The sequence below is a fragment of the Amorphoplanes digitatis genome, from assembly GCF_014205335.1.
Classification (GTDB): Bacteria; Actinomycetota; Actinomycetes; order Mycobacteriales; family Micromonosporaceae; genus Actinoplanes; species Actinoplanes digitatus.
This window is the reverse complement of sequence record NZ_JACHNH010000001.1, coordinates 1,258,789-1,284,383: the sequence shown is the minus strand read 5'-3', so window position 1 is coordinate 1,284,383 and position 25,595 is coordinate 1,258,789. Positions and strand designations below refer to the sequence as shown.

The 25,595-nt window shown below is 71.9% G+C and carries 21 protein-coding genes and 1 pseudogene; 11 read left to right on the top strand and 11 right to left on the bottom strand.

Annotation, left to right across the window (positions count from 1 at the left end; translation table 11 throughout):
* Positions 1–9 precede the first annotated feature (9 nt).
* Both BJ971_RS05965 and BJ971_RS05960 read right to left on the bottom strand, forming a co-directional pair.
* Positions 10–663, bottom strand: a complete 654-nt coding sequence (locus tag BJ971_RS05965; protein WP_184990558.1) for a response regulator transcription factor — start codon at positions 661–663, stop codon at positions 10–12.
* The gene (locus tag BJ971_RS05960) at positions 654–1,751 is read right to left on the bottom strand and encodes a sensor histidine kinase (protein ID WP_239087467.1); all 1,098 of its coding nucleotides are present in this window, start codon (positions 1,749–1,751) and stop codon (positions 654–656) included. Before BJ971_RS05960 ends, BJ971_RS05965 begins: the two co-directional genes overlap by 10 nt.
* A gap of 149 nt (positions 1,752–1,900) precedes the next feature.
* Here BJ971_RS05960 and BJ971_RS05955 point away from each other — a divergent pair.
* The 4 genes and pseudogenes from BJ971_RS05955 to BJ971_RS05940 all read left to right on the top strand — a co-directional run.
* A pseudogene (locus tag BJ971_RS05955) lies at positions 1,901–2,638 on the top strand (ABC transporter ATP-binding protein); the annotation flags it as partial.
* A gap of 2 nt (positions 2,639–2,640) precedes the next feature.
* On the top strand, positions 2,641–3,393 hold the full coding sequence (locus tag BJ971_RS05950; RefSeq protein WP_184990552.1) for an ABC transporter permease: 753 nt from the start codon (positions 2,641–2,643) through the stop codon (positions 3,391–3,393).
* A gap of 551 nt (positions 3,394–3,944) precedes the next feature.
* Entirely contained in the window at positions 3,945–5,162 is a 1,218-nt protein-coding gene (locus BJ971_RS05945) for an alpha/beta hydrolase (protein ID WP_184990550.1), read from the top strand.
* On the top strand, positions 5,159–6,931 hold the full coding sequence (locus BJ971_RS05940; RefSeq protein WP_275411378.1) for an AMP-binding protein: 1,773 nt from the start codon (positions 5,159–5,161) through the stop codon (positions 6,929–6,931). The genes BJ971_RS05945 and BJ971_RS05940 overlap by 4 nt, the downstream gene beginning before the upstream one ends.
* Positions 6,932–7,085: 154 nt before the next feature.
* Here BJ971_RS05940 and BJ971_RS05935 read toward each other — a convergent pair whose 3' ends face one another.
* From BJ971_RS05935 to BJ971_RS05910, 6 genes are read right to left on the bottom strand one after another with little or no spacing between them, the layout of a single operon-like run.
* Positions 7,086–8,276: a glycosyl hydrolase gene (locus tag BJ971_RS05935; RefSeq protein WP_184990548.1), complete on the bottom strand. Its 1,191-nt coding sequence runs from the start codon at positions 8,274–8,276 to the stop codon at positions 7,086–7,088.
* Positions 8,277–8,312: 36 nt separating this feature from the next.
* Positions 8,313–9,197 carry a carbohydrate ABC transporter permease gene (locus BJ971_RS05930; protein WP_184990546.1) on the bottom strand — a complete coding sequence of 295 codons (885 nt, stop codon included), beginning with the start codon at positions 9,195–9,197 and terminating at the stop codon, positions 8,313–8,315.
* Positions 9,194–10,102, bottom strand: coding sequence for a carbohydrate ABC transporter permease (locus BJ971_RS05925; RefSeq protein WP_184990544.1), 909 nt, complete (start codon positions 10,100–10,102; stop codon positions 9,194–9,196). The genes BJ971_RS05930 and BJ971_RS05925 overlap by 4 nt, the downstream gene beginning before the upstream one ends.
* A complete protein-coding gene (gene ngcE, locus BJ971_RS05920) occupies positions 10,102–11,523 on the bottom strand; it encodes an N-acetylglucosamine/diacetylchitobiose ABC transporter substrate-binding protein (protein WP_184990542.1) in 1,422 nt (473 codons plus the stop codon). The genes BJ971_RS05925 and ngcE overlap by 1 nt, the downstream gene beginning before the upstream one ends.
* 16 nt (positions 11,524–11,539) lie before the next feature.
* Positions 11,540–12,289: a sugar isomerase domain-containing protein gene (locus BJ971_RS05915; RefSeq protein ID WP_184990540.1), complete on the bottom strand. Its 750-nt coding sequence runs from the start codon at positions 12,287–12,289 to the stop codon at positions 11,540–11,542.
* Entirely contained in the window at positions 12,286–13,206 is a 921-nt protein-coding gene (locus BJ971_RS05910; RefSeq protein WP_184990538.1) for a MurR/RpiR family transcriptional regulator, read from the bottom strand. Before BJ971_RS05910 ends, BJ971_RS05915 begins: the two co-directional genes overlap by 4 nt.
* 96 nt (positions 13,207–13,302) lie before the next feature.
* On the opposite strand from BJ971_RS05910, the gene BJ971_RS05905 reads away from it, so the two are divergent.
* Together BJ971_RS05905 and BJ971_RS05900 are read left to right on the top strand one after the other, a co-directional pair.
* Positions 13,303–14,283, top strand: coding sequence for an N-acetylglucosamine kinase (locus BJ971_RS05905; RefSeq protein ID WP_184990536.1), 981 nt, complete (start codon positions 13,303–13,305; stop codon positions 14,281–14,283).
* 208 nt (positions 14,284–14,491) lie between these two features.
* Positions 14,492–15,670 carry a sensor histidine kinase gene (locus tag BJ971_RS05900; RefSeq protein WP_184990534.1) on the top strand — a complete coding sequence of 393 codons (1,179 nt, stop codon included), beginning with the start codon at positions 14,492–14,494 and terminating at the stop codon, positions 15,668–15,670.
* Here BJ971_RS05900 and BJ971_RS05895 read toward each other — a convergent pair.
* A complete protein-coding gene (locus BJ971_RS05895) occupies positions 15,667–17,283 on the bottom strand; it encodes an AMP-binding protein (RefSeq protein ID WP_184990532.1) in 1,617 nt (538 codons plus the stop codon). The genes BJ971_RS05900 and BJ971_RS05895 overlap by 4 nt on opposite strands.
* Positions 17,284–17,355: 72 nt before the next feature.
* Between BJ971_RS05895 and BJ971_RS05890 the strand changes: the two genes are divergently transcribed.
* Positions 17,356–18,387, top strand: coding sequence for a LacI family DNA-binding transcriptional regulator (locus BJ971_RS05890; protein ID WP_184990531.1), 1,032 nt, complete (start codon positions 17,356–17,358; stop codon positions 18,385–18,387).
* Between the two features lies 1 nt (position 18,388).
* On the opposite strand, the gene BJ971_RS05885 is transcribed toward BJ971_RS05890, so the two are convergent.
* A complete protein-coding gene (locus BJ971_RS05885; protein WP_377885287.1) occupies positions 18,389–19,390 on the bottom strand; it encodes a LacI family DNA-binding transcriptional regulator in 1,002 nt (333 codons plus the stop codon).
* A 247-nt stretch (positions 19,391–19,637) separates the two neighbouring features.
* Here BJ971_RS05885 and BJ971_RS05880 point away from each other — a divergent pair, with 247 nt between their 5' ends.
* The 3 genes from BJ971_RS05880 to BJ971_RS05870 are packed head-to-tail and all read left to right on the top strand — an operon-like array spanning position 19,638 to position 23,614.
* Positions 19,638–20,903, top strand: coding sequence for an RNA-guided endonuclease InsQ/TnpB family protein (locus BJ971_RS05880; protein ID WP_184990530.1), 1,266 nt, complete (start codon positions 19,638–19,640; stop codon positions 20,901–20,903).
* Entirely contained in the window at positions 20,900–21,919 is a 1,020-nt protein-coding gene (locus BJ971_RS05875; protein ID WP_184990529.1) for a zinc-dependent alcohol dehydrogenase, read from the top strand. Before BJ971_RS05880 ends, BJ971_RS05875 begins: the two co-directional genes overlap by 4 nt.
* A 39-nt stretch (positions 21,920–21,958) precedes the next feature.
* A complete protein-coding gene (locus BJ971_RS05870; RefSeq protein ID WP_184990528.1) occupies positions 21,959–23,614 on the top strand; it encodes a GMC oxidoreductase in 1,656 nt (551 codons plus the stop codon).
* Positions 23,615–23,772: 158 nt separating this feature from the next.
* Here the strand turns inward: BJ971_RS05870 and BJ971_RS05865 are convergent, their stop codons facing one another.
* Positions 23,773–24,915 (bottom strand): glycoside hydrolase family 12 protein, encoded by a 1,143-nt coding sequence (locus tag BJ971_RS05865; protein ID WP_184990527.1) that lies wholly within the window; start codon positions 24,913–24,915, stop codon positions 23,773–23,775.
* Positions 24,916–25,211: 296 nt separating this feature from the next.
* Here BJ971_RS05865 and BJ971_RS05860 point away from each other — a divergent pair, with 296 nt between their 5' ends.
* Complete coding sequence (locus BJ971_RS05860; RefSeq protein ID WP_184990526.1) at positions 25,212–25,562, top strand: histone-like nucleoid-structuring protein Lsr2; 351 nt, start codon at positions 25,212–25,214, stop codon at positions 25,560–25,562.
* The last annotated feature ends 33 nt before the right edge of the window (positions 25,563–25,595 follow it).

The window sequence follows — 25,595 nt, the reverse complement described above, 5'->3', positions numbered from 1 at the left end:
TCTCGCGGATCATGATGGCCGGCCGTCGCCCAGGTACTTGAGGACCGCCAGGACGCGGCGGTGGTCGGTGTCGGTCGGCGGCAGGTCGAGCTTGGCGAAGATGTTGCCCACATACTTCTCGACCGCGCTGTGGCTGACGCCGAGGGCGTCGACGATGCCGTTGTTGGAGCGTCCCTCGGCCATCAACCGCAGCACCTCCAGCTCGCGGGGCGTGAGCCGGGACCGCGGATCCGGCCGGCGCCGCACCATGAGCTGGGTGACCACCTCCGGGTCCAGGGCGGTGCCGCCGGCGGCGACGCGGCGCAGGGCGTCGAGGAAGTCGCCGACCCGGGCGACCCGGTCCTTGAGCAGATAGCCGACCGAACTGGTGGCCGCCGACAGCAGGTCCGTCGCATACCGCTCCTCGACGTACTGCGACAGCACCAGGATCGCGATGTCCGGCCGCAGCCGCCGGATCGCCAGCGCGGCGCGGATGCCCTCGTCGGTGTGGGTCGGCGGCATCCGCACGTCGACGACCACCAGGTCGGGCCCGTGCTCGGCGACCGAGCGAAGCAGTTCCTCGCCGTCGCCCACCGCGTCGACCACGTCGAAGCCGCCGTCGGTCAGCAGCTTCGTCAGCCCGGCGCGGAGCAGCACCGAGTCCTCGGCCAGGATCACCCGCACGGCAGCACCGCCTCGACGATCGTCGGCCCACCGGCCGGGCTGTCGAGACTCAGTTCGCCGTCGACCGCGGCGGCGCGCTGAGCGAGGCCGGCGAGACCACCACCGGGCCTGGTGGTGGCACCACCACGGCCGTCGTCCCGCACCGTGACGGCCAGCCGGCCGCCGTGTCGCCGCACGTCGACCGACGCCTGGGTCGCCGAGGCGTGCCTGGTCACGTTCGTCAGGGCTTCGGAGACGATGAAGTAGGCGATGGCCTCGATGGTCCCCGGACAGCGACGTCCGATGTCGACGGACACCTCGACCGGAATCGGGGAACGCGCGGCGATGCCCGAGATGGCGGCGTCGAGACCCCGATCCTCGAGCACCGCCGGATGCAGCCCGCGCACGAAGTGCCGCAGCTCGGTCAGGGCCAGCATCGCCTCCTCGTGCGCCGCCACGATCGCCTCCCGGGCCGGCGACGGTTCGGTGATCGCCTCTCGGGCCATGCCGAGGTTGAGGGCCAGGGACATGAGCCGCTGCTGTGCCCCGTCGTGCAGATCGCGCTCGATGCGGCGGCGCTCCTCGTCGGCGGCCAGCAGCACCTCGGCGCGGCTGCTCCGCAACGACTCCAGCCGCCGGTTGAGCACCTCGATCCTGGTGGGGCCGAGCATGTCCTCGGCAACCGCCGAGTCTCGCCGAGCGAGCCACCGGGCGGCCGGGGGCGCCACGAACAGCACCACCGCCGGCAGGGCGACCGCCAGCGCCCACATGTGATAGGCCGCCTGCCGGGCCGTGCTGCGCAGCGTCCAGGACGGCTCCGCGATGTCGACACCGAGCAAGTGCCGGAAGCGCGACCGTTGCAGCACGCCGATCTCGTGGACGAACCAGGCCGTCACGATCGGCAGTGCCAGAACTGTCACGACGTAGAGGACGATCAGGCCCCATCCGCCCTCGGGCCCGGTGAGCAGGCTGAAGAGCGCCGTGCCCCACAGGATCACCAACGTGGCAAGCAGGCCGGCGGCGAGGGGCGACAGCAGGGCGCCGACAAGCAGATGCCGGGCCGACCGCCCGGCACCCGGCTGAGCCTTCGCATGAATCCAGGAGTCCACGGGTCGACCGTAGGCAGGCGGGCGGTGCCTGACCATCCGGAAATCCCCTGGCTCGGGGTGGGGAAATCCACACCCTCGGCGGCGCGCACACCCCACTGACCGGACGCCTCCCGGCCGGAAGCCTGGGAGGCGACCACCGAGGGGGACACATGATCGAGGCAAAGGGCCTGACCAAGAGATACGGCGACAGCCACGCCGTCCAAGACCTGACCTTCACGGTACGGCCGGGAGTGGTGACCGGCTTCCTCGGCCCGAACGGCGCCGGCAAGTCCACCACGATGCGGATGATCCTGGGGCTGGACGCACCGACCCGCGGCTCGGTGAGCGTGAACGGCAAGCCCTACGCCGCACACCGCACGCCGCTGCGCGAGGTCGGTGCGCTGCTGGAGGCCCGGGCCGTGCACCCGGGCCGCAGCGCCTATCACCACCTGCTCGCGCTCGCACAGTCCAACGGCATCCCACGCTCGCGGGTGCGCGAGGTCATCGACGCGGTCGGCCTGGACGGGGTCGCGAACCGGCGGGCCGGACGGTTCTCGCTCGGCATGCAGCAGCGGCTCGGCATCGCCACCGCGCTGCTCGGCGACCCGCGCACGCTGATCCTCGACGAGCCGCTCAACGGCCTGGACACTGAGGGCATCCGCTGGGTCCGCGGCCTGCTGCGCGACCTCGCCGCCGAGGGCCGCACGGTCTTCGTCTCGTCACACCTCATGACCGAGATGGCGCTGACCGCCGACCACGTCGTCGTCATCGGCCGGGGCCGGCTGATCGCGGACACGAGCCTGGACCGGCTGGTCGCGGACTCCGGGCACGGCTCGCTCGAGGAGGCCTTCCTCGAGCTCACCGCCGGGGCGGCCGAGTTCCGCACGGCCACCACGAGGGGTGACGACCGATGACCGTCGTGCTTGCCGAGCTGACCAAGCTGCGCTCCGTCGCCTCCACCGCCTGGTCGCTGCTCAGCGCCGTGTGCCTGATCGTCGGCTTCGGCATCCTCTACTCGACGGCGCGGGCGAGTCACCCGCCGGCCGCGGGGTCCACCTTCGACGCCGTCGCGGTCAGCCTGGCCGGGGTGCAGGCGGCACATCTCGCGGTGGGCGTGCTCGGCGTCCTGGTCGTCACCAACGAATACGCGAACGGCCTGATCCGCACCACCCTCGCGGCCGTGCCGCGGCGCACCCCGGTGCTCTGGGGCAAGGCGGCGGTGCTCGGGTGCGTGACGTTCGCGGTGAGCCTGCCCGCCGTCCTCGCCGCCTTCCTAGCCGGCCAGTCGGTGCTGGCCGCGGAGCACCTCGACACCTCGCTCACCGAGCCGGGCGTGGCGCGCGCGGTCGTCGGCGGCGCCGGCTACCTGGCGCTCGTCGCGCTGCTCGGCCTCGGCCTCGGCACCGTGGTGCGGCACACGGCCGGCGGCATCGCGGCGGTGTTCGGCGTCCTGCTCGGACCGCAGATGCTGACCGGCCTCCTGCCGACCGGCCTGGCCGACGACGTCTACGGCTGGCTGCCGTCGCCGGCGGGCCTGGCCGTCACGACGGTCCGCCCGGACTCGGCGCTGCTCCCGCCGTGGGCGGGCGCGGCCGTCTTCTCGCTCTACATCGCGATCGCGATGTGCGCCGGCGCCTGGTGCCTGCGCCGCCGCGACGCCTGATCGGAGGCCCACCCATGAAACCCGTCCACTGGTCCGCGATCCCGCTCGCGGCAACCCTCTGCATCATCACCACCCCCGCCACACCCGCGACCGCAGTACCGACGACCACAAGAACCACGGTCGCAAGAACCACAGCCGCAGGGACCACGGCCACAGGCACCACGGTCGCAGGCACGACCATCGCTGGGACCACCGTCGCAGGCACCACGGTCGCAGGCACGACCGTTGCAGGCACGACCGCCGCAGGCACGACCGCCGCAGGGACCACCGCCGCAGGCACGACCGTTGCAGGCACGACCGCCGCAGGGACCACCGCCGCAGGCACGACCGCCGCAGGCACGACCGCCGCAGGGACCGCGGTCGCGGGACGGATCGCCTGGCATTTCTGTGCGCTCGGGCCCGGAGACGCAGCGGGGGCGGCCCTTGACCGGGCCGGCGTTGAGTGCGGCGACGTCGCCGTCCCGCTCGACCACTCGCGGCCGCGTGGCCGGAGCATCAGCGTCGCCATCGCACGCAGCCGGGGCGCGGACACCGCGCACCGGATCGGCTCAATGGTCATCAACCTGGGTGGTCCGGCCAGTCCGGTGCTGGACGCCGTCCCGTTGGCCCGCGCCGCGATGGGTGAGACCGGCGAACGGTTCGACCTGATCGGCATGGACCCGCGCTTCGCCGGGCGCAGCAGCCCGATCGACTGCGGCTGGCCCGCGCGCTGGCTGCCGCGCTCCGCCGGCGCCGACCGGGCCGGCTTCGACGCGATGGTGGCGCTCACCCGCGACCTCGCCGCGCGCTGCGGCCGTACCGAGGCGGCCTTGCTGCCGTACGCCTCGACGGCGAACATCGCCCGCGACATGGACGTCGTGCGCGCCGCGCTCGGCGAGCCGAGGCTCTCGTACCTCGGCTACTCGCAGGGCTCGCTGCTCGGCGCCGCGTACGCGCAGCTCTTCCCGGACCGGGCCGACCGGATCGTGCTGGACAGCGCCATCGATCCGGCGCTGCCCGGCACCCTCGCCCTGCGCGACACCGCCGCCGGGCGCGAGGCCGGGCTCCGGGACTGGGCGGCCTGGGCCGCCGCCCGCGACGCCGAGTACCACCTCGGCGCGAACGCCGACGCCGTGCTCGGCGTCGTGCGGGGCGTCTACGCCGCCGCGGCGCGCCGCCCGCTGCGGGTCGGCACGTACTCGGTGGACGACACCCTCGTGCCCGGGCTCATCGTCACGCCGCTGACCGACGACTCGGGCGACGACGAGTTGGCGCGGGTCGTCGCCGCGCTGGCCCGGGCCGCGGAAGGCCGACCGGCCGAGCCGACGGAGGAGATGGCGCGGACGCTGGAGGGCCTGGTCGGCGGCGTCGGCTCGGCGCAGCACAGCGCGCAGACCGCCGTCCTCTGCGGCGACGCGGAGGTGTCCCGCGACCCGCGGGTGTACTGGCGGGACATCCGCGCGCACCGGGCGGCCTCGCCGCTCTTCGAGCCGCTGGCCCGCACGATCACGCCGTGCGCCGCGTGGCCGAACACGCCGAAGGAGCCGGCGGTGCGGATCGGCAACGCGGTGCCCGCGCTGATCGTCCAGGCGGAGAAGGACGTCAACTCCCAGCTGCCGGGCGCGCGGGCGCTGCACCGGGCGCTGACCGGCTCGCGGATGATCGTGCTCGACGGCGCCCGCACGCACGGCGTGTACCTGTTCCGGGGCGCGGCCTGCGTGGACCGGGCCGTCGACGCGTACCTGGCGAGCGGGGTGCTGCCGGCCGCCGACCGGAGCTGTTCGGAGTGAACACGCGGTCCGCCACCCCGGCCCGGGTGGCGGACCGCCCGGCGGAGGGGCAGGCTGATTCGGACGACCGGGAGGCAGACATGGCGGCGAGTGCGGGTACGGCGGCGTTTCGCGAGGCCCGGGACTTCCTGCTGGCGCACCGGGAGGACTACGCCGGCGCGTACGCGGATTTCGCCTGGCCCCGGCTCGGCGCGTTCAACTGGGCCCTCGACTGGTTCGACGTCATCGCCGAGGGCAACGACAGCCCGGCGCTCTGGATCGTCGAGGAGGACGACTCGGAGCGGCGCTACTCGTTCGCGGAGCTGGCGCGCCGGTCCGATCAGGTCGCCAACTGGCTGCGCGACCGCGGGGTGCGCCGCGGCGACCGGGTGGTGCTGATGCTCGGCAACCAGGTCGAGCTCTGGGACGCCATCCTCGCGGTGATGAAGCTCGGCGCGATCATCATCCCGGCGACCCCGCTGCTCGGCCCGGCGGACGCCCGCGACCGGGTGGCGCGCGGCGGTGCCCGGCACGTCATCGCCCTTGCCTCGGCGGCGGAGCGCTTCGCCGGGATCGGCGACGATGTCACCCGCATCGCGGTCGGGCCGGCGGCCGACGGCTGGCACGCCCTCTCCGACGCGTACGCCGGGCCGGCGGACTTCACTCCCGACGGGGTCACCGACGCGGGCGACACGCTGCTGCTCTACTTCACGTCCGGCACCACCGCGCGGCCGAAGCTGGTCGAGCACACCCACGCGTCGTACCCGGCCGGGCATCTGTCCACGATGTACTGGATCGGGCTGCGCCCCGGCGACGTGCACCTGAACATCTCGTCGCCGGGCTGGGCGAAACACGCGTGGAGCAACGTCTTCGCCCCGTGGAACGCCCAGGCGTGCGTGTTCATCCACAACTATTCGCGGTTCGACGGTCCCCGGCTGCTCGCCGCGATGCAGCGCTGCGGGGTGACGAGCTTCTGCGCGCCGCCGACCGTGTGGCGCATGCTGATCCAGTCCGACCTGACCGCGTGCACGAACCCGCCGCGGCTGGTCGTCGGCGCGGGCGAGCCGCTGAACCCCGAGGTGATCGAGCAGGTGCAGAAGGCCTGGGGCGTCACGATCCGCGATGGCTTCGGCCAGACGGAGACGACGGTCCAGATCGCCAACACCCCCGGTCAGACGGTGCGACCGGGCTCGATGGGCCGGCCGGTGCCCGGCTACCGGGTGGCGTTGATCGACCCGGCCTCCGGCGGGCACGCGGACGAGGGCGAGATCTGCCTGGAGCTCGATCCCCGCCCGCTGGGCCTGATGGTCGGGTACCACGGCGACGCCGAGTTGACCGCGGCGGCGACGGCCGGCGGCTACTACCACACGGGCGACATCGGCTCCCGCGACGCGGACGGCTACATCACCTACGTGGGGCGCACCGACGACGTGTTCAAGGCCTCCGACTACCGGATCTCGCCGTTCGAGCTGGAGAGCGTGCTGATCGAGCACGAGGCGGTGGTGGAGGCGGCGGTCGTGCCCTCGCCGGACGCGCTGCGGCTGCACGTGCCGAAGGCGTACGTCGTGCTCGCCGCGGGCTGGGCCGCCGACGAGGAGACCGCCCGGTCGATCTTCGCGCACTGCCGGGCGCACCTGTCGCCGCACCAGCGGGTGCGGCGCCTCGAGTTCGCGGACCTGCCGAAGACCATCTCGGGAAAGATCCGCCGGGTGCAGCTACGCGAGGCGGAACGCGCCAAACACGCGTCGCCGGACGCCGCACCACCCGGCGAGTTCCACGACCGCCCCTGAGCCGGCACCACCGGGGACGGGGCGCCGGCTCAGGGCCGTGCGGGACGGGGCGCCAGGTCAGGGCCGTGACTGACAAGGCACCAACTCAAGGCCGTGACTGACAAGGCACCAACTCAAGGCCGTGACTGACAAGGCAACGACTCAGGGCGTGCGGTCAGCAGCGGCCGAGGTCCTGCCACTGCTGTGTCCAGCCGGGCTCGGAGCCCTGCGTCCAGTACCGCGCCCGCCACAGGTGCTTGCCGTCGCCCGAGGGCGGCCCGCTCGGGTCGCCGTACCGGCTGCGCTCGTGCTTGACCGTCTGCCCACCCGTGTAGACCGTGGCGAATGACCACTCCGGCGCCGTCGCACAGTTTCCGGCCGGCGGCGGAGAGGTCGGCGGGGCCGTGGGCGGGGTCGTGGGCGGCGTCGTTGGCGGGGTCGTCGGGGTGGTGCATCCGCCCGTCGCGTCGACTGTGTCCGCGAACGTGCTGCCCGCGGTGCGGTACGCCGCCGCCTTCGACGTCACCTGTGCCGGGGTGAGCGCCTGGTTCTTCGCGAACAGCACCCAGTCCACCTGCTGCACGTACGTGCTCAGCCCGCCGGTGTGCGCCGCCGTGTCGATGAACCACAGGTTCCAGTTGATGGTCATCGTCTGCCGGGGATAGAACTTGCCCGAGTGGTCGCCGACCAGCACGCCGTCGATGTAGTACCGGACGTGGCCGCCGGACACCGTCGCCACCAGGTCGTGCCAGCCGGCCAGGCTGCTGCGCTGCTCGGAGTGCACGTTGTCGGCGTACCAGGGATCGTTGCGGTAGGTGTACCAGGTGGTCTGGTAGTTGATCGGGCCCGTCTCGCCCCACCCGCCGTTGGGCAGGTACTCGGAGATGTCCAGCTCGCTGTAGGTCGGGTCGAGGTCGCCGTTGAGCGGGCTGATCGTGAAGAACGTCTCGTTGATGTGGTCGCCGTCGTTGCCGCCGGACGGGGTGTCGGTGAAGTGGACCCGGCTGGCGTACGTGCCCTCGAAGTAGCGCTTCTGGGTGCTGTACAGCTCCGCGTGGTTGGTGCCCGCGCCGGTGCCGTCGGTCGAGGCGGTCAGCTGGAGGACCTTCTGGCCGCCGGAGGTGGGAAACGTGATGCTGTTCGGCGACCAGGTCGCCCCGGGCACGCCCGGACCGCCCGGATAGCTGCGCGCCGTCCAGCCGTGCGAGGACAGCAGCCCGTCGCTGGAGGAGTTGTAGGAGAAGTCGTCGAACAGGTAGCCGCAGTCGGCGGCCGAGGCGCTCGGCGCGCCGCTGAAGACCGCCAGCGAGCCGAGGAGGGCGACCGCCCCCGCGAAACATAGGGATTTACGTTTGTCGATGGACATGAGCAGGGTCCTCCGAATTGGGGGATGAAAGGGGACCTACTTGACCGCGCCGGCGGTCATACCGCCGCGGATGTGCCGTTGGAACGCGACATAGGCGATGAGCACCGGCAGCATGGCGATGGTCAGGCCGGCGAACAGACCGCTCCAGTCACTGCGATACCCCTGGCTGACCGACAGGGCGGCCAGACCCTGCGCCAGGACGTACCGGTCCGGGTCGGGATTGAGAACCAGCGGAAGCAGGTACTGGTTCCAGAGCCCGAGGAAATTGAAGATGCCGACGGCGACCAGGCCCGGCCGGGCCATCGGCAGCATCACGCGGAAGAAGACCGCGCCGTGCGAGCAGCCGTCGATGAACGCCGCCTCCGCCACCTCACCGGGCAGCGAGCGGAAGAACGCGTGCAGGAAGAAGACGGTGAAGGGCACGGCGTACGCCGCGTACACCAGGATCAGCCCCTGGTAGGTGCCGAGCAGCCCGAGCTGCCGCACGACGAAGAAGAGCGGCACCAGGGCGAGGAAGACCGGGAAGAACATGGCCGCGACGAACGTGTAGTAGATGAGCCGGTTGCCGCGGAAGGAGTACCGGGCCAGCGCGTAGGCGACGAGCGAGCCGAGCAGCATGGTGAGCAGCAGGGCGCCGCCGACCACCAGGACGCTGTTGAGGAAGTAGCGGCCGATGTTCGCCTCGGTCCAGGCCCGGGTCCAGTTGGAGAACCGCGGCGACGCGGGCAGCGACCAGGGCTCGTTCAGGATCTCGTCGTCGGTCTTGAAGGAGCTGATCACCGCCCAGATCAGCGGCAACGTGGTGACGACGGCCCAGGCCAGCATCGCCAGGTGCACGCCGGCGACCGAGCCGGGGCGCCGTCGGTCGCGGGCGGGCTCCGGCGGGGCGGCCACCACGGGTCGTTCACGCAAAGAGGTCATGCCGGCACCGCCCGCTCCTCGCGGCCCGGCCGCAGCGCGAGCACGGCCAGGGTCAGGGTGGCGAAGAAGAGGGCGACGCCCATGGCCGAGGCGTAACCGAACTTCCCGTACTGGAAGGCGTTGCGGTACAGGGAGAGTCCGATCACCTCGGTCGCGCCGTCGGGGCCGCCGGGACCGACGGTCATCACCTGGACGACCGCGAAGGCGTCCAGCGCCGCGATGCCGAGGTAGACGAACGCGACCTGCACGCTCTGGCGTACCAGCGGAAGGGTGACCTTCCGGAACGTCGCCCAGCCACCGGCGCCGTCGATCAGCGCCGCCTCGAACAGTTCACGGGGAATGCCGTCGATCGCCGCGCTGAACAGCACCACGTAGAAGCCGACCGACGACCAGATCAGCACCGCCATCACGGCGGGCAGCGCCAGCGACGGCGACGCCAGCCAGCTACGCGCCAGCCCGCCCAGCCCGGCCGCGCGCAGGGCGCCGTTCAGCAGGCCGTTGTTCGGGTTGTAGACGAAACCCCACAGCACCGCGATGACGACGAGCGACAGCAACTGCGGAAAGAAATAGACGATCTGGTACGCGCCGGAGCCGGCGATCCCCCGCCGTCCGCCGCGGCCGCCGAGGTGCATCATGCTGGCCAGGAAGAGCCCGATCCCGATCGTCACCAGCGGGACCACGACCAGCATGACGGCGTTGTTGCGGACCGCGTCGAGGAAGAGCGAGTCGCCGCCGAGGCGGGCGTAGTTGCCCGCCCCGACGAAGTGCGCCTCGCCGGCCACGCCGGTCCAGTCGGTCAGCGACAGATAGAAGGCCTGCGCGTACGGCGACAGCACGAGCACGACGTGCAGCGCCAGCGCGGGTATCAGCGCGCCGGCCAGGAACCGCCACCGACCGTGTCTCATCAGCGGGTGTACTTCGTGACCGAGGTGTCCCCGGCCAGCGCGTCGGCCGCCTTCTGTATCCGGTCCGACCACTGCGCCGCGGTGACGCGCCGGTTGACCAGCTCACCGGTGGCGTCGTCGACGGCCTTGGCCAGCGGCGCGTACCAGGTGCGGAACCGGTACGTGAAGGTCTGGCGGCCGGCCGCCGCCACCGCGTCGCGCACCGAGCCGAGGCCGCTGGACAGGGTCAGCCCCTCGGTCGCGCCGGCCACCGAGGGCAGCGTGCCCGCCGACTCGGCGAACGCCTTCGCCGACTGCTTCGAGAACAGGATCCGCAGGTACTCCATGCCGCCGGCTGGGTTCTTCGCCTTGGCCGGCACCAGGAACGACTCGCTGCTGGCCGCCTGCACCGCGGTCTGCTTCAGCGCGTCGGCGGCGGTCCGCGACGGCACCGGCGCCATCACCATGTCGAAGTTCGGCCGCGTGACGCCCTGCTGCTCGCTCTCCAGCCACGAGCCGCACGGGATGATCGCCGCCTTCCCCTGCGACCAGGCCGCCTGCGCCTCGGTGTGCGACAGCGCCTCGGAGCCGGACATGATGTATCCCTTGCCGGCCAGCTCGGCGAACGCCTCGGCCGCGCCGATCAGGCCGGGCGCCTTCCAGGCGTTCGGCTCGAGGTTGTCGACGGCCTGGATCAGCGCCGGCCCGCCGGTCTTGGCGGCCATGGACAGCAGCGGGTCGTTTATGTACTCCGGGTACTTGCCCTGGTAGGTCCAGGGCGCGATGCCGGCGGCCTTGATGCTGGCGCAGAGCGCGAGCATCTCGTCCCAGGTCTTCGGGAAGGCCCAGCCCTTCGCCGCGAAGAGCGGCTTGGAATACCAGAGACCCCAGACCGTGTACGTGAGATTGAGCGTCAGCGGCACCTTGTCGAACGTGCCGTCGTCGACAACGCCGGGCAGCAGGGTGTCGCGCACGGTCTTGCCCGGCTGGTCGAGCGCGGGCGCGTCCAGCAGCTGGCCCAGGTCGCCGACCTGCTTGGCCGAGACGAGGGTGGCGATGTCGAGGCGGCTCGCGCCGGTGTTGTCCACGACGTCCGGCGGGGTGTTCGCGACGAACCGGGGCTGGAGCGCCTCCCCGATCTTCTGGATGCCCTGATGGTCGACCTTCGCGGCGTACTTCTGTGCGTAGACGGCCTCGGCGCGCTTGGCGTACTCGTCGCCGTACCCGCCCTTGAAGATCACGACCTCGAGCGGCGCGCCCGTCTTGACCCCGAGGGGGTTGTCGGCGCTCTTGGCGCCGGTGTTGCCGGCGGCCGGGTCGGCGTCGTCGCCGCCGCCGGTCACGCACGCGCTCAGCAGCGGCGCCGCGACGCCCGCGGTCACCGCCGTGCGCAGCAGGGTTCGTCTCGTGGGGTACGGTCCTGGAAGGGGTGAACGGTTCATCAGCTGGGCCTTTTCCCTAAGCGGTACGCCGGATGCGCCCGGCGTACCGCGCTTCGATTTCTCGGTTGTGTTCCCGCCCGCCCGGCACGTTGTCGGACAGGTAGACCGGCGGGGTGACGCCGAGCGCCAGCAGCCGCGCCACCACCTCGACGACGATCTGCTGCGCGAGCAGCGCCGCGGTGATCGAGGAGACGGCACCGACGGCACCGTCGCCGTATGCGAGGGACGCGTCGCCGTAGGGCGCGCCGTTGTCGAGGACGACGTCGGCGAGGTCGCCGAGCTTGAGCCCGCTGTCGTGCCGCGAGCCGGCCCGGGCCGAGTGCGCGCTGGAGGTGATCGCGATCAGGGCGTGCCCGCGCTGCTTCACCAGGTGCGCCATCTCGACCACCGCGCCGTTGACGCCGGAGTTGGAGGCGATGACGAACGCGTCGTCGGGTTTGATCGGTGCTAGGTCGTAGAGCCGGTGCGCGACGCTGGGCGTGCGCTCGAGCTGGGGGTCGCTGAGCACGCTCGCCGGCTCGCCGCCGTACAGGACGAGGTCGCGCAGCGCGATCTTGTTGGTCGGCACCAGGCCGCCGGCCCGGCCGGCGATCTCCATGGCGAGCGCCTCGGAGTGCCCGCAGCCGAACGCCTGAATCACCCCGCCCGCCCGCAGCGTCCCGGTCAGCAGGTCGGCGGCGCGCGCCACCCGGTCGCCCTGCCCGGTGCCGATCCGCGCGATGGCCTCCCCGATGACCTCGGCGTAGGCGGCGCTCGTGATGGTCACAGCGGCTTCTCCCTCCGTGCTCGCTTGCGGTTGGCGGTGCCGTTCTCCGGTACGCGGTGCGCGTCGACGGCCCGCACGGTGAGCTCGAGCGCCTCCGCGGTCCGCTCGTAGGTGCGCTGCGCGACGGCGACGTAGATGAGGTCGAGGATCAGCAGCTGCGAGTGCAGCGCGGACAGCGCGGCGAGCCGGAACGTGGTCTCGTGCACCGAGGTGGTGAAGACGACGTCGGCCACCTCGGCGAGCGGCGAGCGCCCGAACGAGGTGACGGCGACGGTCAGCGCGCCGTGGTCGGCGGCCTCGGCGAGCGTCTCGATCGCCTCGCGGGTCCGGCCGGAGTGCGACAGCCCGATCGCCACGTCGCCCGGCCCGAGCAGCGCGGCGTTGGTCAGGGCGGTGTGCGTGTCGGCGCGGTACCGGACCGGGATCCGGATCCGCTCGAGGCGGAACGCCATCTCGCTGCCCGCGGTGCCGCTGCTGCCCAGCCCGAAGATCTCCACCCGGCCGGCTGCGGCGATCGCGGTCGCGACCCGCTCGATCGCGGCCGTGTCCAGGCCGGCGGCGGTCGCCTGGATGGCCCGGGTGTCGGCGGCGGTGATCACGTCGAGCACGCTGCCGAGCGGATCCTCCGGCGAGATGTCACCGCTGATGTCGGTCTCCCAGCGCGCCTGCTCGGCCCGGCCGGTCTCGGTCGCGACGGCGACGCGCAGGTTCGCGTACCCCTTGAAGCCGAGCGCCCGGCTGAACCGGGTGACCGTGGCGGTCGACGTGCCCGATCGCTCGGCCAGGTCGACGATGCTCGCGTGCGCGGCCGTCTCCGGGTCGCCGAGGATGGTCTCGGCGATCTTCGCCAGCGCCTCCGGCATTGTCGGTCCCTCGATGCGCAGCCGCACCAGCAGCCCGCCGCTCTCACCCGTCACCAGTGGTTGTCCTTTTCATCGATTGGTTATGACGATGAAAATTACGACCACTTCATCGTCTGGTCAATAAGAAGTTTCTATGTTTCGATCTGACGCATGGTCCTGGTGCTGGGAGTCGACGCCGGCGGCACGGCGTCCCGGGCGGTGGTGGCGGACGCCGACGGCACCGTCGTCGGCCGCGGCCGCGCCGGCCCGGGCAACCCCACGACCGCGGGCCCGGCGGCCGCACGCGCCATCGGAACGGCGGTGCGCCGGGCGCTCGGCGACCACGACCCGGCGACCGTCGCGGCGGGCGTCGTCGGGGTCGCCGGCGCGGCGGTCACGGCGGACCCGCGGATCGCGGCGGCGTTCGCGGACGAGTGGGCGGCGACCGGCCTGAACTGCCCGGTCACCGTGGTCGGGGACGCCGTTACCGCGTTCGCGGCGGGCACCGCGGCACCCTCGGGCGCGGTGCTCATCGCCGGCACCGGAGCGGTCGCGGCCCGCATCGGCGACCGGCGGGTGTGCCGCACGGCCGACGGCCTCGGCTGGCTCCTCGGCGACGAGGGCTCGGGCCTGTGGCTGGGCCTGCGCGCGGTCCGCGCGGCGGCCCGCGCCTGGACCGGGCCGGTCGTGCCGGCCGGCCTCGCCGCCCGGATCGCCGAACACGCCGCGGTGGACTCCCGCGACGCCCTGGTGCGGTGGGCCGGTGGCCGGCCACCGGCGGCGTTCGCCGAGCTGGCCCCGCTGGTCTGCGCGGCGGTCGCGGCGGGCGACCCCCTCGCCGAGCGGCTGACCGCCGAGGCCGCCGCCCGCCTGGTCGCCACCCTCGCCGAGCTCGGCCCGGCGGACGGCCCGGTCGTGCTAGCCGGCGGGCTCCTTACCCGGGAGACCCCCGTGCGGACCGCGGTCCTCGCGGGCGTGCGCACCCCGGTCACGACCGCCCGGGACCCGGCGGCGGGAGCCGCCTGGCTGGCGCTGCGGACCACCACCGACCCCGGACGGGCGAGCCGCCTGCACGCCCGGATGTGTCCCGTCTCAGGGAGTCTGTCCGCGTCCCATCGGGTCTGTCCTGGCCGTCAGAAAGATTCCGGCTGATGCACCGGATGTTCGGTCTGGGCGATTCGGGGTGGGGCGGCGACGGGGCTTCCGCCGGTCACCGATCATCGGCACGGGGTACGTTACGAACGGGGCCCTCGTCGGCGACAAGCTGTCTCGCCGACGGCATATCTTCACACCCGGCGCCGCGTTGACGAGCGTTGTCCCCCGCACCACCTGGACAACGAGAATCCAACCGGGGGGATTGATGGAAACCGATTCCGCGTCCGATCCGGCAGCGGCGCTCGCGTGCCACGCACACGATACGCAGATCGGAACGGAGCAGTTGCTCGCGCTGATCGACAACACCTCGGCCGTCATCTACATACACGACCAGAGCGGCCGATACGTGCTCATCAATCACGAGTACGAGCGGCGGTTCGATGTTCGACGTGAAGACGTCGTCGGGCGCACCGACCACGAGCTGTTTCCCTCGCACATAGCCGATGCCTTCCGAGCCAATGACCGATTCGCGGTCCGAGCCGGCGGCCCGGTGCAGATGGAGGAGATCGCCCCCGGACCGGACGGGCCGCACACCTACCTCACGGTCAAGGTCCCCTTGATGGACAGGGCGGGGCAGGCCTGTGCCGTCGCGGGCATCTCCACCGACATCACCGAACGCAAACGGGCCGAGGAGAAGGTACGCCGGCTCAACGCCGAGCTGGAGCAGCGGGTGCGAGAACTCGAGGTATCCACAAAGGAGCTCGATACGTTCGCGTACTCGGTGTCCCACGACCTGCGGGCCCCGCTGGGGTCGATGGCCGGCCTTGCCGAGATCCTGATCCAGGACCACGCCGACGGGCTGGACGAGGAGGCGCGGCACTACCTGCGCCGCATCCACGACAACGCGGCGCGCATGTCCCAACTCATCGACGACCTGCTGCGCCTCTCCCGCGTCACGCGCGCGGAACTGCGCTGCGAGCGCGTCGATCTCAGTCGACTGGCGCGCGCGGCCGTGGCTGACCTGCGCGACGCCGACCCGCGCCGCGAGGTGAACGCCACGATCGACGACGACCTGGTCTGCACGGGCGACACGCACCTCGTCCAGCTCGCCCTGAACAACCTGATCGGCAACGCGTGGAAATTCACCGGCGGGCGTCCCGACGCCCGGATCGAGGTCGGGGCCACGCTATCGGAAGGGGACGAGGTCTTCTTCGTGCGCGACAACGGTGCCGGTTTCAGCATGCGCGACTTCGACCGGCTCTTCCAACCGTTCCAGCGACTGCACGCCGCCGGCGACTTCGCCGGCCACGGCATCGGTCTGTCGATCGTCCACCGCGTCGTGTCCCGGCACGGCGGCCGCATCTGGGCCGACAGCACCCCCGGGGCGGGCGCCACCTTCTTCTTCACCCTGACCGACGGGCACGCGGAGCCTCCGTCGGGCTAGGCGTTGCGGGTGCCCGCCACGTCCTGGAGGCCGAGGAGCTCCACGGCCATCTCGCGCATCTCCACCTTGCGGACCTTGCCCGTCACCGTCATCGGGAAGCCCTCCACCACGTGCACGTAGCGGGGCACCTTGAAGTGCGAGAGCCGGCCCGCGCAGAACCCGCGCACGGCGTCGGCCGTCAGCGGCGTCGCGCCCGGGCGCATCACCACCCAGGCCATCAGCTCCTCGCCGTACCTGGCGTCGGGCACCCCGATCACCTGGACGTCGGAGATGTCCGGGTGTGAGTAGAGGAACTCCTCGACCTCGCGGGGGTACACGTTCTCGCCGCCACGGATGACCAGGTCCTTGATCCGGCCGACGATGTTGACGTAGCCGTCCGCGTCCATCGTGGCCAGGTCGCCCGTGTGCATCCAGCGGGCCGCGTCGATCGCCTCCGCGGTCGCCTCGGGCTGGTCCCAGTAGCCGAGCATTACCGAGTAGCCGCGGGTGCACAGCTCACCGGCCTCGCCGCGCGGCACCGGCAGGCCGGTCTCCGGGCCGATCACCTTCGACTCCAGGTGCGGCATCACCCGGCCGACCGTCTCGGTACGCCGGTCCAGGCCGTCGTCGCGGCGGGTCATCGTGGACACCGGCGACGTCTCCGTCATGCCGTAGCAGATGGCGACCTCGACCATGTTCATCTCGGCGACCACCCGCTTCATCACCTCGACCGGGCACGGCGAGCCCGCCATGATCCCGGTACGCAGCGAGGACAGGTCGTGGTCCGCGAAGTCCGGCAGGCCCAGCTCGGCGATGAACATGGTCGGCACGCCGTACAGGGAGGTGCAGCGCTCGCCCGCGACGGCCCGCAGCGTGGCCGCGGGGTCGAAGCCCCGCGCCGGCAGCACCATGCACGCGCCGTGCGAGGTGGCCGCCAGGTTGCCCATCACCATGCCGAAGCAGTGGTAGAGCGGCACCGGGATGCAGATCCGGTCGGCCTCGGTGTAGCCGACCAGCTCGCCGACGAAGAAGCCGTTGTTGGCGATGTTGTGATGCGAGAGCGTGGCGCCCTTCGGGAAGCCGGTCGTGCCCGACGTGTACTGGATGTTGATCGGGTCGTCGAACGCCAGCGTCGCGGCCCGTTCGGCGAGCGAGAGCCCCTCGCCCGCGGCGATCAGCGCGTCCCAGTCCGGCGTACCGATGAAGACCGTTTCGGTGAAGCCGATCTCGGCGATCATGCCGCGGTAGTCGCTGCTCTTGAACTCGACCGCGCTGACCAGCAGGCTCAGCCCCGCCTGCGCGACGACGTAGGCGAGCTCGTGCGTCCGGTAGGCCGGGTTGATGTTGACCAGGATCGCGCCGACCTTGGCCGTCGCGTACTGCGTGATGACCCACTCCGCGCAGTTCGGCGCCCAGATGCCGACCCGGTCGCCCTTGGCGATGCCCCGGGCCAGCAGGCCGCGGGCGACCTCGTTCACGGCGCCGTCGAACTGCGTGTAGGTCCACCGGCGCCCGGACGGCACGTCGACAAGCGCCTCGCGGTCACCGAAGGCCGCGACGGTGCGTTCGAGGTTGGCGCCGATCGTCTCGCCGAGCAGGGGCACGTCGGAGATCCCGCAGGCATAAGAGGACATTTCTGCATCATGGGCCGGGCAGGCGGGCCGCGCTACCCCGTTCAGGGGAACCACACCCGGTTCCCCCGTGACATGCTGCCGAGGGTGAAGCGAACGACGATCGCCGATATCGCCCGCGAGGCCGGCGTCTCCAAGGGCGCGGTGTCCTACGCGCTCAACGACCGCCCGGGGGTGTCCGACGCGACCCGGGCGCGGATCCTGGCCATCGCCGAACGGCTGGGCTTCCGGGCCAGCGCGGCGGCCCGGGCGCTGGCCGGCGCGCCGGCGAAGGTCGTCGGGCTGGCACTTCAGCGGCCGGCCAGCACCCTGGGGGTCGAGCCGTTCTTCATGGAGCTGGTGAGCGGGGTCGAGGCCGAGCTGTCCACCCGCTCCTATGCGCTGATGCTGCGGATGGTGCCGGACGACGACGCGGCCTCGGAGATCGACATCTACCGGCGGTGGTGGGTCGAGGGCCGCGTCGACGGGGTGCTGCTCTGCGACGTGCGCGCCGACGATCCGCGGGTGCCGGCGGTCGAGGAGATCGGCCTGCCGGCGGTGATCGTCGGACCGCCGGCGGCCGGCGGCGGGTGCGCGAGCGTGTGGTCCGACGACGCCGTCTCGGTGGCGGAGGCCCTCGAGCACCTGGCGGACCTGGGACACCGGCGGGTCGCCCGGGTCGCCGGCATCGCGGACCTGGCGCACACCGCCGCGCGGACGCAGGCGTTCGCGCAGGCGTGCGCCCGGCTGCCGGTCACCTCGTCGAACACGGTCTGGACGGACTACACCGGCGAGGCCGGCGCCCGGGCGACCCGGGACCTGCTCAGCGGCGACCCGAGGCCGACGGCGATCGTGTACGACAACGACATCATGGCGATCGCGGGGCTGGCGGTGGCGCGGGACATGGGCTGCTCGGTTCCGGCGGATCTGTCCATCGTGGCCTGGGACGACTCGCCCGTCTGCGGGCTGGTGCACCCGCCGCTGACCGCGCTGACCCGCGACATCTCCGCGTACGGCGCGCACGCGGCCCGGCTGCTGCTGTCCGTCATCGGCGGCGAAGAGGTCGGCAGCCGACTGCACGAGCCCGCCCGCCTGATCGCCCGCGGCAGCACCGCTCCCCCGCGGTAGCTCAGGGGCCGGTGCTGCGGCGCACCTCGAGGCGGCCGCTCTCCGCCTGGACCGGCCGCCGCACCTCGCCGTCGAGCGCGGCGAAGAGCTGCGCGGTGGCCAGGCTCCCGAACGCCGCGATGTCGCGCCGGATCGCCGTCAGCGGCGGGCCGACGACCTGGCAGAGCGGCGAGTCCTCACAGGCAACGACCGACAGCTCGGCCGGAACGGCCAGGCCGAGCTCGTCCGCGACCCCCAGGCCCGCGACGGCCATCACGTCGTTGTCGTACACGATCGCGGTCGGCCGGGGTTTTCGCCGCAGCAGCTCGCGGGTGCGGGCGGCGCCGTCTGCGCCGGTGTAGTCGCCCCGGACGACGGTGAGCCTGATGCCGCGCCGGGCGCAGGCCTTGCGCATCGCCGCGTCGCGCAGCGTCGTGTGCACCATCCCGGCCGGCCCGCTGACCCGGGCGATCCGCGCGTGGCCCAGCTCGCCCAGGTGGTCGACCAGGTCCCGGGTCCAGCCGGTGTCGTCGCACCAGGCGCCGGGCAGGTGGTCGCGCGGCGTGCCGCCGACGAGTGCGGCCGGCAGGCCGAGCCGGCGCACGACGGGTATCCGCGGGTCGTCGAGGCGCGGGTCGCAGATCAGCACGCCGTCGACCCGGCGCTCGGCGGCCCACCGCCGGTAGACCTGCACCTCCTCGGCCAGGTCGGCGACGAGTTGCAGCGCCAGCCCGAAGCCGCGCGCCGACAGCTCGGCCTGGATGCCGGCGATGAGCTGCCGCCGGAACACCTCGACGGTCAGCGCCGCCGACGAGCGCAGCAGCACCAGCCCGACGGCGCTGGCCGCGGCGCCGTGCAGGGCGAGCGCGGGGCCGTTCGCGCGGTAGCCCACCTCGCGGGCGATGACCAGGATGCGCCGGCGCAGGTCGGCGGAGACGCCGGGACGGCCGTTTATCGCATAGGACACCGCGATCCGGGACACACCCACGCGCCGGGCGATGTCGGCCATCGTCGCTGCACGCACGGACCTACGGTAGTACCCCGCGCTACCTGAATGCGGGCAAGTGCTCCGGCAGGGGCGGAAGGCCCGCGCTGGGAGGGCCGCCAACGCCCGAGCCCTGCGATAAGCCGGACAGTCGGCTGCTCGATGTACTGCTTCACGACGCTCGGTGGTGCTCTGCCCACGGAGCCCGCGAGGTATAGGTGGAGGTGGTTGTTCTCGCCGTTGCACTCGAGCAGTTCGGTTTCGAAGTCCATGTATGGTGCTCTTTGTGCAGCTGCGGTACAACTTCCGCGTGTATCCGACGCCGGGCCAGCAGATCGAGCTGGCGAAGGCGTTCGGGTGTGCGCGGGTCGTGTTCAACGACGGGCTGCACCTGCGCCAGACGGCGCGGGAGGCAGGCGAGAAGTACATCTCCGACGCCGAACCGTCCCGGCGGCTGATCACCGAGGCGAAGGCCACCGAGGAACGTGCCTGGCTGGGCGAGGTGTCGGCGGCGGTGTTGCAGCAGGCCTTGGCGGACCTGAACACCGCCTACCGCAACTTCTTCGCCTCTATCTCGGGCAAGCGCAAGGGCCGCAAGGTGGCCCCGCCCCGGTACCGGTCGCGCAAGGACAACCGGCAGGCCATCCGGTTCACCAGGAACAGCAGGTTCAAGGTCTTGGACAACGGCCGGCTGCGTCTGCCGAAGATCGGAGACGTGGAGGTCTGCTGGTCGCGTCCGCTGCCGTCCGATCCGTCCTCGATCACCGTGGTCAAGGATGCGGCGGGGCGGTACTTCGCCTCGTTCGTCGTCACCACGGCCGAAGACCGAAGGTTGCCGCCGGTCGGCTCCCAGGTGGGTATCGACCTGGGGTTGACCCACTTCGCGGTGTTGTCGGACGGCACGAAGGTGGCCGCGCCGAAGTTTCTGCGCCGTGCGGCCCGCAAGCTCAAGCGGCTGCAACAGGCCCTCTCCCGCAAGCAGCGCGGGAGCAACAACCGCAAGAAGGCCGTCGTCAAGGTCGCTCGTGCTCATGCGCGGGTGGCCGACTCCCGGCGGGACTGGCAGCACAAACTCTCGACACGGATCATCCGCGAGAACCAAGCGGTATACGTCGAGGACTTGTGCGTGGCCGGTCTCGGCCGGACCCGGCTGGCGAAGTCCGTGCACGATGCGGGCTGGGCCGGCTTCATCGGCATGTTGGAGTACAAGGCCGCCCGTTACGGGCGCACGTTCGGCCGGTTGGACCGGTTCTTCCCGTCCACCCGGATGTGCTCGCAGTGTGGCCGCATCAACGAGAAGATGGCCATCAAAGTCCGGTCGTGGGACTGCCCCTGCGGGGCGTCCCACGACCGGGACGTGAACGCGGCACTGAACGTGTTGGCCGCCGGACAGGCGGACAACTCAAACGGCTGTGGAGCGCAGGTAAGACCGGGCCCCGTCCCGGCACGGCGCGGCGAAGCGGTAACTCACCCGGACGTCGCGTGTTCCACACGCGGCGTGGAGGGAATCTCCGTCATTCAAGGCGGAGAGGATGTCAACCTCCAGCCATGATGCGCAGGGTCGTGGTGACCGCCGGCGGGGTGCGGGTCGTCGAGGCGCCGGAGCCCGCACCCGGCCCGGGCGAGGCGCTGATGCGCATGGTCGCCGCCGGCGTCTGCGGCTCGGACACCCACGCGCTCCGCGGCCGGCACCCGAACGTCACCGTCCCGTACGCACCGGGCCACGAGGTGGTCGGCGTCGTGACCCGGGTGGCGCCGGAAGTCACGGCCGTGAAGGTGGGGCAGCGGGTGGTGGTCGAGCCCTATTTACCGTGCTGGGAGTGCAAGCAGTGCCGGGCCGGCCGGCAGAACCTCTGTGAGCGCCTGGGCTTCTTCGGCTGCGGCTCGGCGCAGGGCGGCATGGCCGAGGCGTTCACCATCGACGCCCGGCGCTTGCACGTCGTGCCCGGCGAGCTGGACGACGTGGCGGCCGCGCTTGTCGAACCGGTGTCCACCGCCGTCCACTCGATACGGCTGGCCGGCGATGTCGCGGGCCGCACGGTGGCGATCCTCGGCGCGGGCACGATCGGCCTGCTGACCCTGACGGTGGCCCGGGCGCGCGGCGCGCGCCGGGTGGTGCTGACGGCCCGGAGCGCCAAGAGCCGCGAACGGGCGATCGCTTTCGGCGCGGACGCGGCGGTCGACGCGACCGCGTCCGACGCCGCCGACCGGGTACGCGCGGAGCTGCGCGAGAGCGCCGACGTGGTCTTCGACTGCGTCGCGGAGCAGTCCACGATCCTCCAGGCGCTGGCGATCGCCGACAAGGGCGGCACCGTCGTCGTGGTCGGCGTGCCGGTCGGCGACGTGCGGATTCCGCTGGCGCTCGTGCAGGACAGCCAGCTCCGCGTGCAGGGCAGCGCGACCTACCTGCCCGAGGACTACGCGGACGCAATGGGCCTGCTGGCGGACGGCACGGTCCCGGCGGCGGACCTCGTGACGGCGATCCACCCGCTCGCCGAGGCCGCGGAGGCGTTCGCCGACGCGGCGAGCGGCGATCACATAAAGGTTCTCCTCGCCTCGGGTCTTTAGCTCTGGCCTGGCGCCGTTCCACGTGATGAGGTGGGCGGCATGACGAACTACGACATCGTCGTCGTGGGCAGCGGTTTCGGCGGCAGCGTCACGGCGCTGCGGCTGACGGAGAAGGGCTACCGGGTCGGCGTGCTCGAGGCCGGCCGGCGCTACACACCGCAGACGCTGCCGAAGACGTCCTGGGACCTGCGGGCGTTCCTCTGGGCGCCCGCGCTCGGCCTGCGCGGCATCCAGCGGATCACGCTGCTCAAGGACATCGTGGTGCTCTCCGCGGCCGGCGTCGGCGGCGGCTCGCTGGTGTACGCGAACACGCTCTACCAGCCACCCGCCCCGTTCTTCGCCGACCCGCGCTGGTCCGGGATCACCGACTGGGCCGCCGAGCTCGAGCCGCACTACGCGCAGGCGACCAGGATGCTGGGCGTCACGGTCCAGCCGTCGATGACGCCCTCCGACGAGGTGGTCAAGTCGGTCGCCGAGGACATGGGCGTCGGCGGCACGTTCCGCCGTACCCCGGTGGGTGTCTTCTTCGGCGAGCCCGGCAAGACGGTGCCGGATCCCTACTTCGGCGGTGCCGGTCCCGAGCGGACGGGGTGCACCGAGTGCGGCGACTGCATGATCGGCTGCCGCACCGGCGCGAAGAACCGGCTGGACCTGAACTATCTCTACCTGGCCGAGCGGGCCGGCGCGGTCATACACCCGGAGACCACGGTCAAGGCGCTGCGCCCGGTCGACGGCGGCTGGCTGCTGACGACGTCCAAGGGCAGCTTCACCGCGCGGCAGGTCGTGCTCTCCGCCGGGGCGCTCGGCACCCAGCGGCTGCTGCACGCCATGCGGGACACCGGCGTGCTGCCGAGGCTGTCCGCCCGGCTCGGTGCCCTGACCCGGACCAACTCGGAGGCGCTGCTCGGCGCGCAGGCGCTGAAGGTGCCGGAGAAGCCGTTCTCCGCCGGGGTCGCCATCACGTCGAGCTTCCACCCGGACGCCGACACCCACATCGAGCCGGTCCGCTACGGCCCCGGAAGCAACGCCATGGGCCTGCTCACGACCCTGCTCGTCGACGGCGGCGGAAGAGTGCCGCGGCCGGTCCGCTTCCTCGGCCAGGCGCTGCGCCACCCGGGCCTGCTGCTGCGCTCGCTCTCCAACCGGCGGTGGTCCGACAAGACCATCATCGCGCTGGTCATGCAGACCCTGGACAACTCCCTGACGGTACGCAGAACGCGCCGCGGGCGGCTCACCACCGGGCCGGGACACGGGCCGGCCAACCCGACCTGGATCCCGGTCGGCCACGAGGCGGTGCGCCGGATGGCCAAGAAGATCGGCGGCCACCCGGGCGGCGCGATCGGCGACGTCTTCGACATCCCGATGACCGCGCACATCCTGGGCGGCGTCACGATCGGCGACTCCCCCGAGACCGGCGTTGTCGACCCGTACCAGCGCGTATACGGCTACGAGGGGCTGCACGTCGTGGACGGCTCGGTGATCCCGGCGAACCTCGGCGTGAACCCCTCGCTGACCATCACGGCGCTGGCGGAGCGGGCGATGTCGCTGTGGCCCAACGCCGGCGAGGCCGACGCACGCCCGGCGCCGGGCGCGGACTATCGACGGCTCGCGCCGGTCGCGCCGCGCTCCCCCGCCGTGCCCGCGCACGCGCCGGCGGCGCTGCGCATCCTGCCGACCGCCCCGCCGGCGACCTGACGCGCCGCCGCCGGGGTCGACCGGCGGCGGCGTGAATCAGCCGGGAGTGTGCCGGCCACCCGCGCCGCCGGGTTGGCCGACGGCGCGGACGCACATGCCAGCCGCCCCGCCATCGGGTTGATCGATGACGAGGCGGGGCCGTTCGGTGAGCGGTACCGCTAGGCGCGGGTGCAGGTCGCTCCGTTGAGGGTGAAGGTGGACGGGGTGGCGAAGCCGCCGCTGTAGGTGCCCTGGAAGCCGAAGGACGCGCTGCCGCCGGCCGGGATGCTGCCGTTGAAGGCGACGTTGCGGGCGGTCAGCGCGCCGCCGGTGCCGGAGAGCGTCGCGTTCCAGGAGTTGGTGATCGCCTGGCCGCTGGGGAGCGTGAAGCCGAGCGTCCAGCCGTTGATCGCGGCGCTGCCGGTGTTGCCGACCGTCACGTTGGCGACGAAGCCGTTGTTCCACGAGTCCGCCGCGTAGGTGACCCGGCAGGCCGAGGTGCCGCCGGTGGGCGGAGTGGTCGGTGGCGTGGTCGGGGGCGTGGTCGGCGGAGTGGTCGGGCCGCCGCCGTTGACCGTCGCCGAGAAGCTGGTGACGGCAAGGCCCGCGCCGCCGATCCACGGCTCGAATCCGGCCTGGATGCTGGTCAGGTACCAGGAGTTGGTGATCGCGCCGCGGTTCCTCACGTCGTTGATGAAGTCCAGCACGCTGAAGTTCCAGCTGGTGATCGCCGACGGTGCCACGTACGAGATGACGTTGTTGGAGCCGTTGCTGCCCTGCCAGACCTGCCAGGTGCGGCCGCCGATCGTGGTGTTGCCGATGGCGGAGCCGATCGGCTGGATCGAGCCCTGCCGGTTGAACCAGATCATGATCTCCATGGCGTTGACGCCGTCCTTGCGGGGCGACGGGTCCAGCCAGATGTCATAGGCGGCGTCATAGGTGGCACCGGATACATAGGTGTAGCCGATGCTGCTGTTCGCGCTGCTGATCGAGCTGACCTGCATCGGCAGGTTGGAACCGGGAGAACAGTTCGTGTAATGGCAGCCGAGGTAGACCGCCGGGTAGGACACCGGCGCCCCGCTCGTGTTGCCGACGCCCTGCTGTCGGGTGATCGAGAAACCGCTGCCAGTGACATTGATGCACTGTTCCGCGGAGGTGCCCCAGCGGTTGTTCATCACGGTGTAACGGCCGCCGATCGTGGTGGACCCGTACTGCTCGCAGATTTGCGTGTCGGCGTGCGCGGGACCGGCGACCACGAATGTGGTGATCGAGCCCGCGGCGAGCAGAGCGGCCGCCGTGATGGCGCGGATGGCGCGTCTCATGACTGCTCCTGGGTGGTGGGGGAACCCCTGGGGGTAGGGGCTATGGGAGCGCTCCCACGCACGCTACAACAGATTGATAGGCATGAGAAGTGTTGCGGGAAAGTTTCGGACATGCGTCGAGGTGACGGCCGCCCCGGGCCCGATTACGGGCGCGCGGCCGGTGGCCGGTCGCCCGAATGCGGCGGATGACGTTCGCGACATGCAGGCCGGACAATTTGCACTCGACATCATTCAAGGACAGAATGAATGCGCAGGAATTCTTAAGACAATGGCACCGTCACGGGAGCAACCACATCATGGCCAAGCAGGTAATTACCCTTCTGACCGATGACCTCGACGGCGGCGAGGCCGACCGCACCGTCGAGTTCGGACTCGACGGTGTGAACTACACGATTGACCTGTCGGAAAAGAACGCCGGCAAGCTGCGTAAGGCGCTCGACCCCTACCTGGCGGTCGCCACCCGCATCGGCCGCTCGGGCGTCGAGGCCCGGGCCGCCCGGCGCGGGGCCGCACCGGTGAGCACCGGCCGGGCCAGCCGCGACCAGAATCAGGCCATTCGCGAGTGGGCGAGCAAGAACGGCTACGAGGTTTCCGAGCGCGGCCGGATCCCGAGCTCCATCGTCGAGGCGTACCACAGCAAGCGATAGATTCACCCAGCACCGGAATATCGGCGTCGCCGC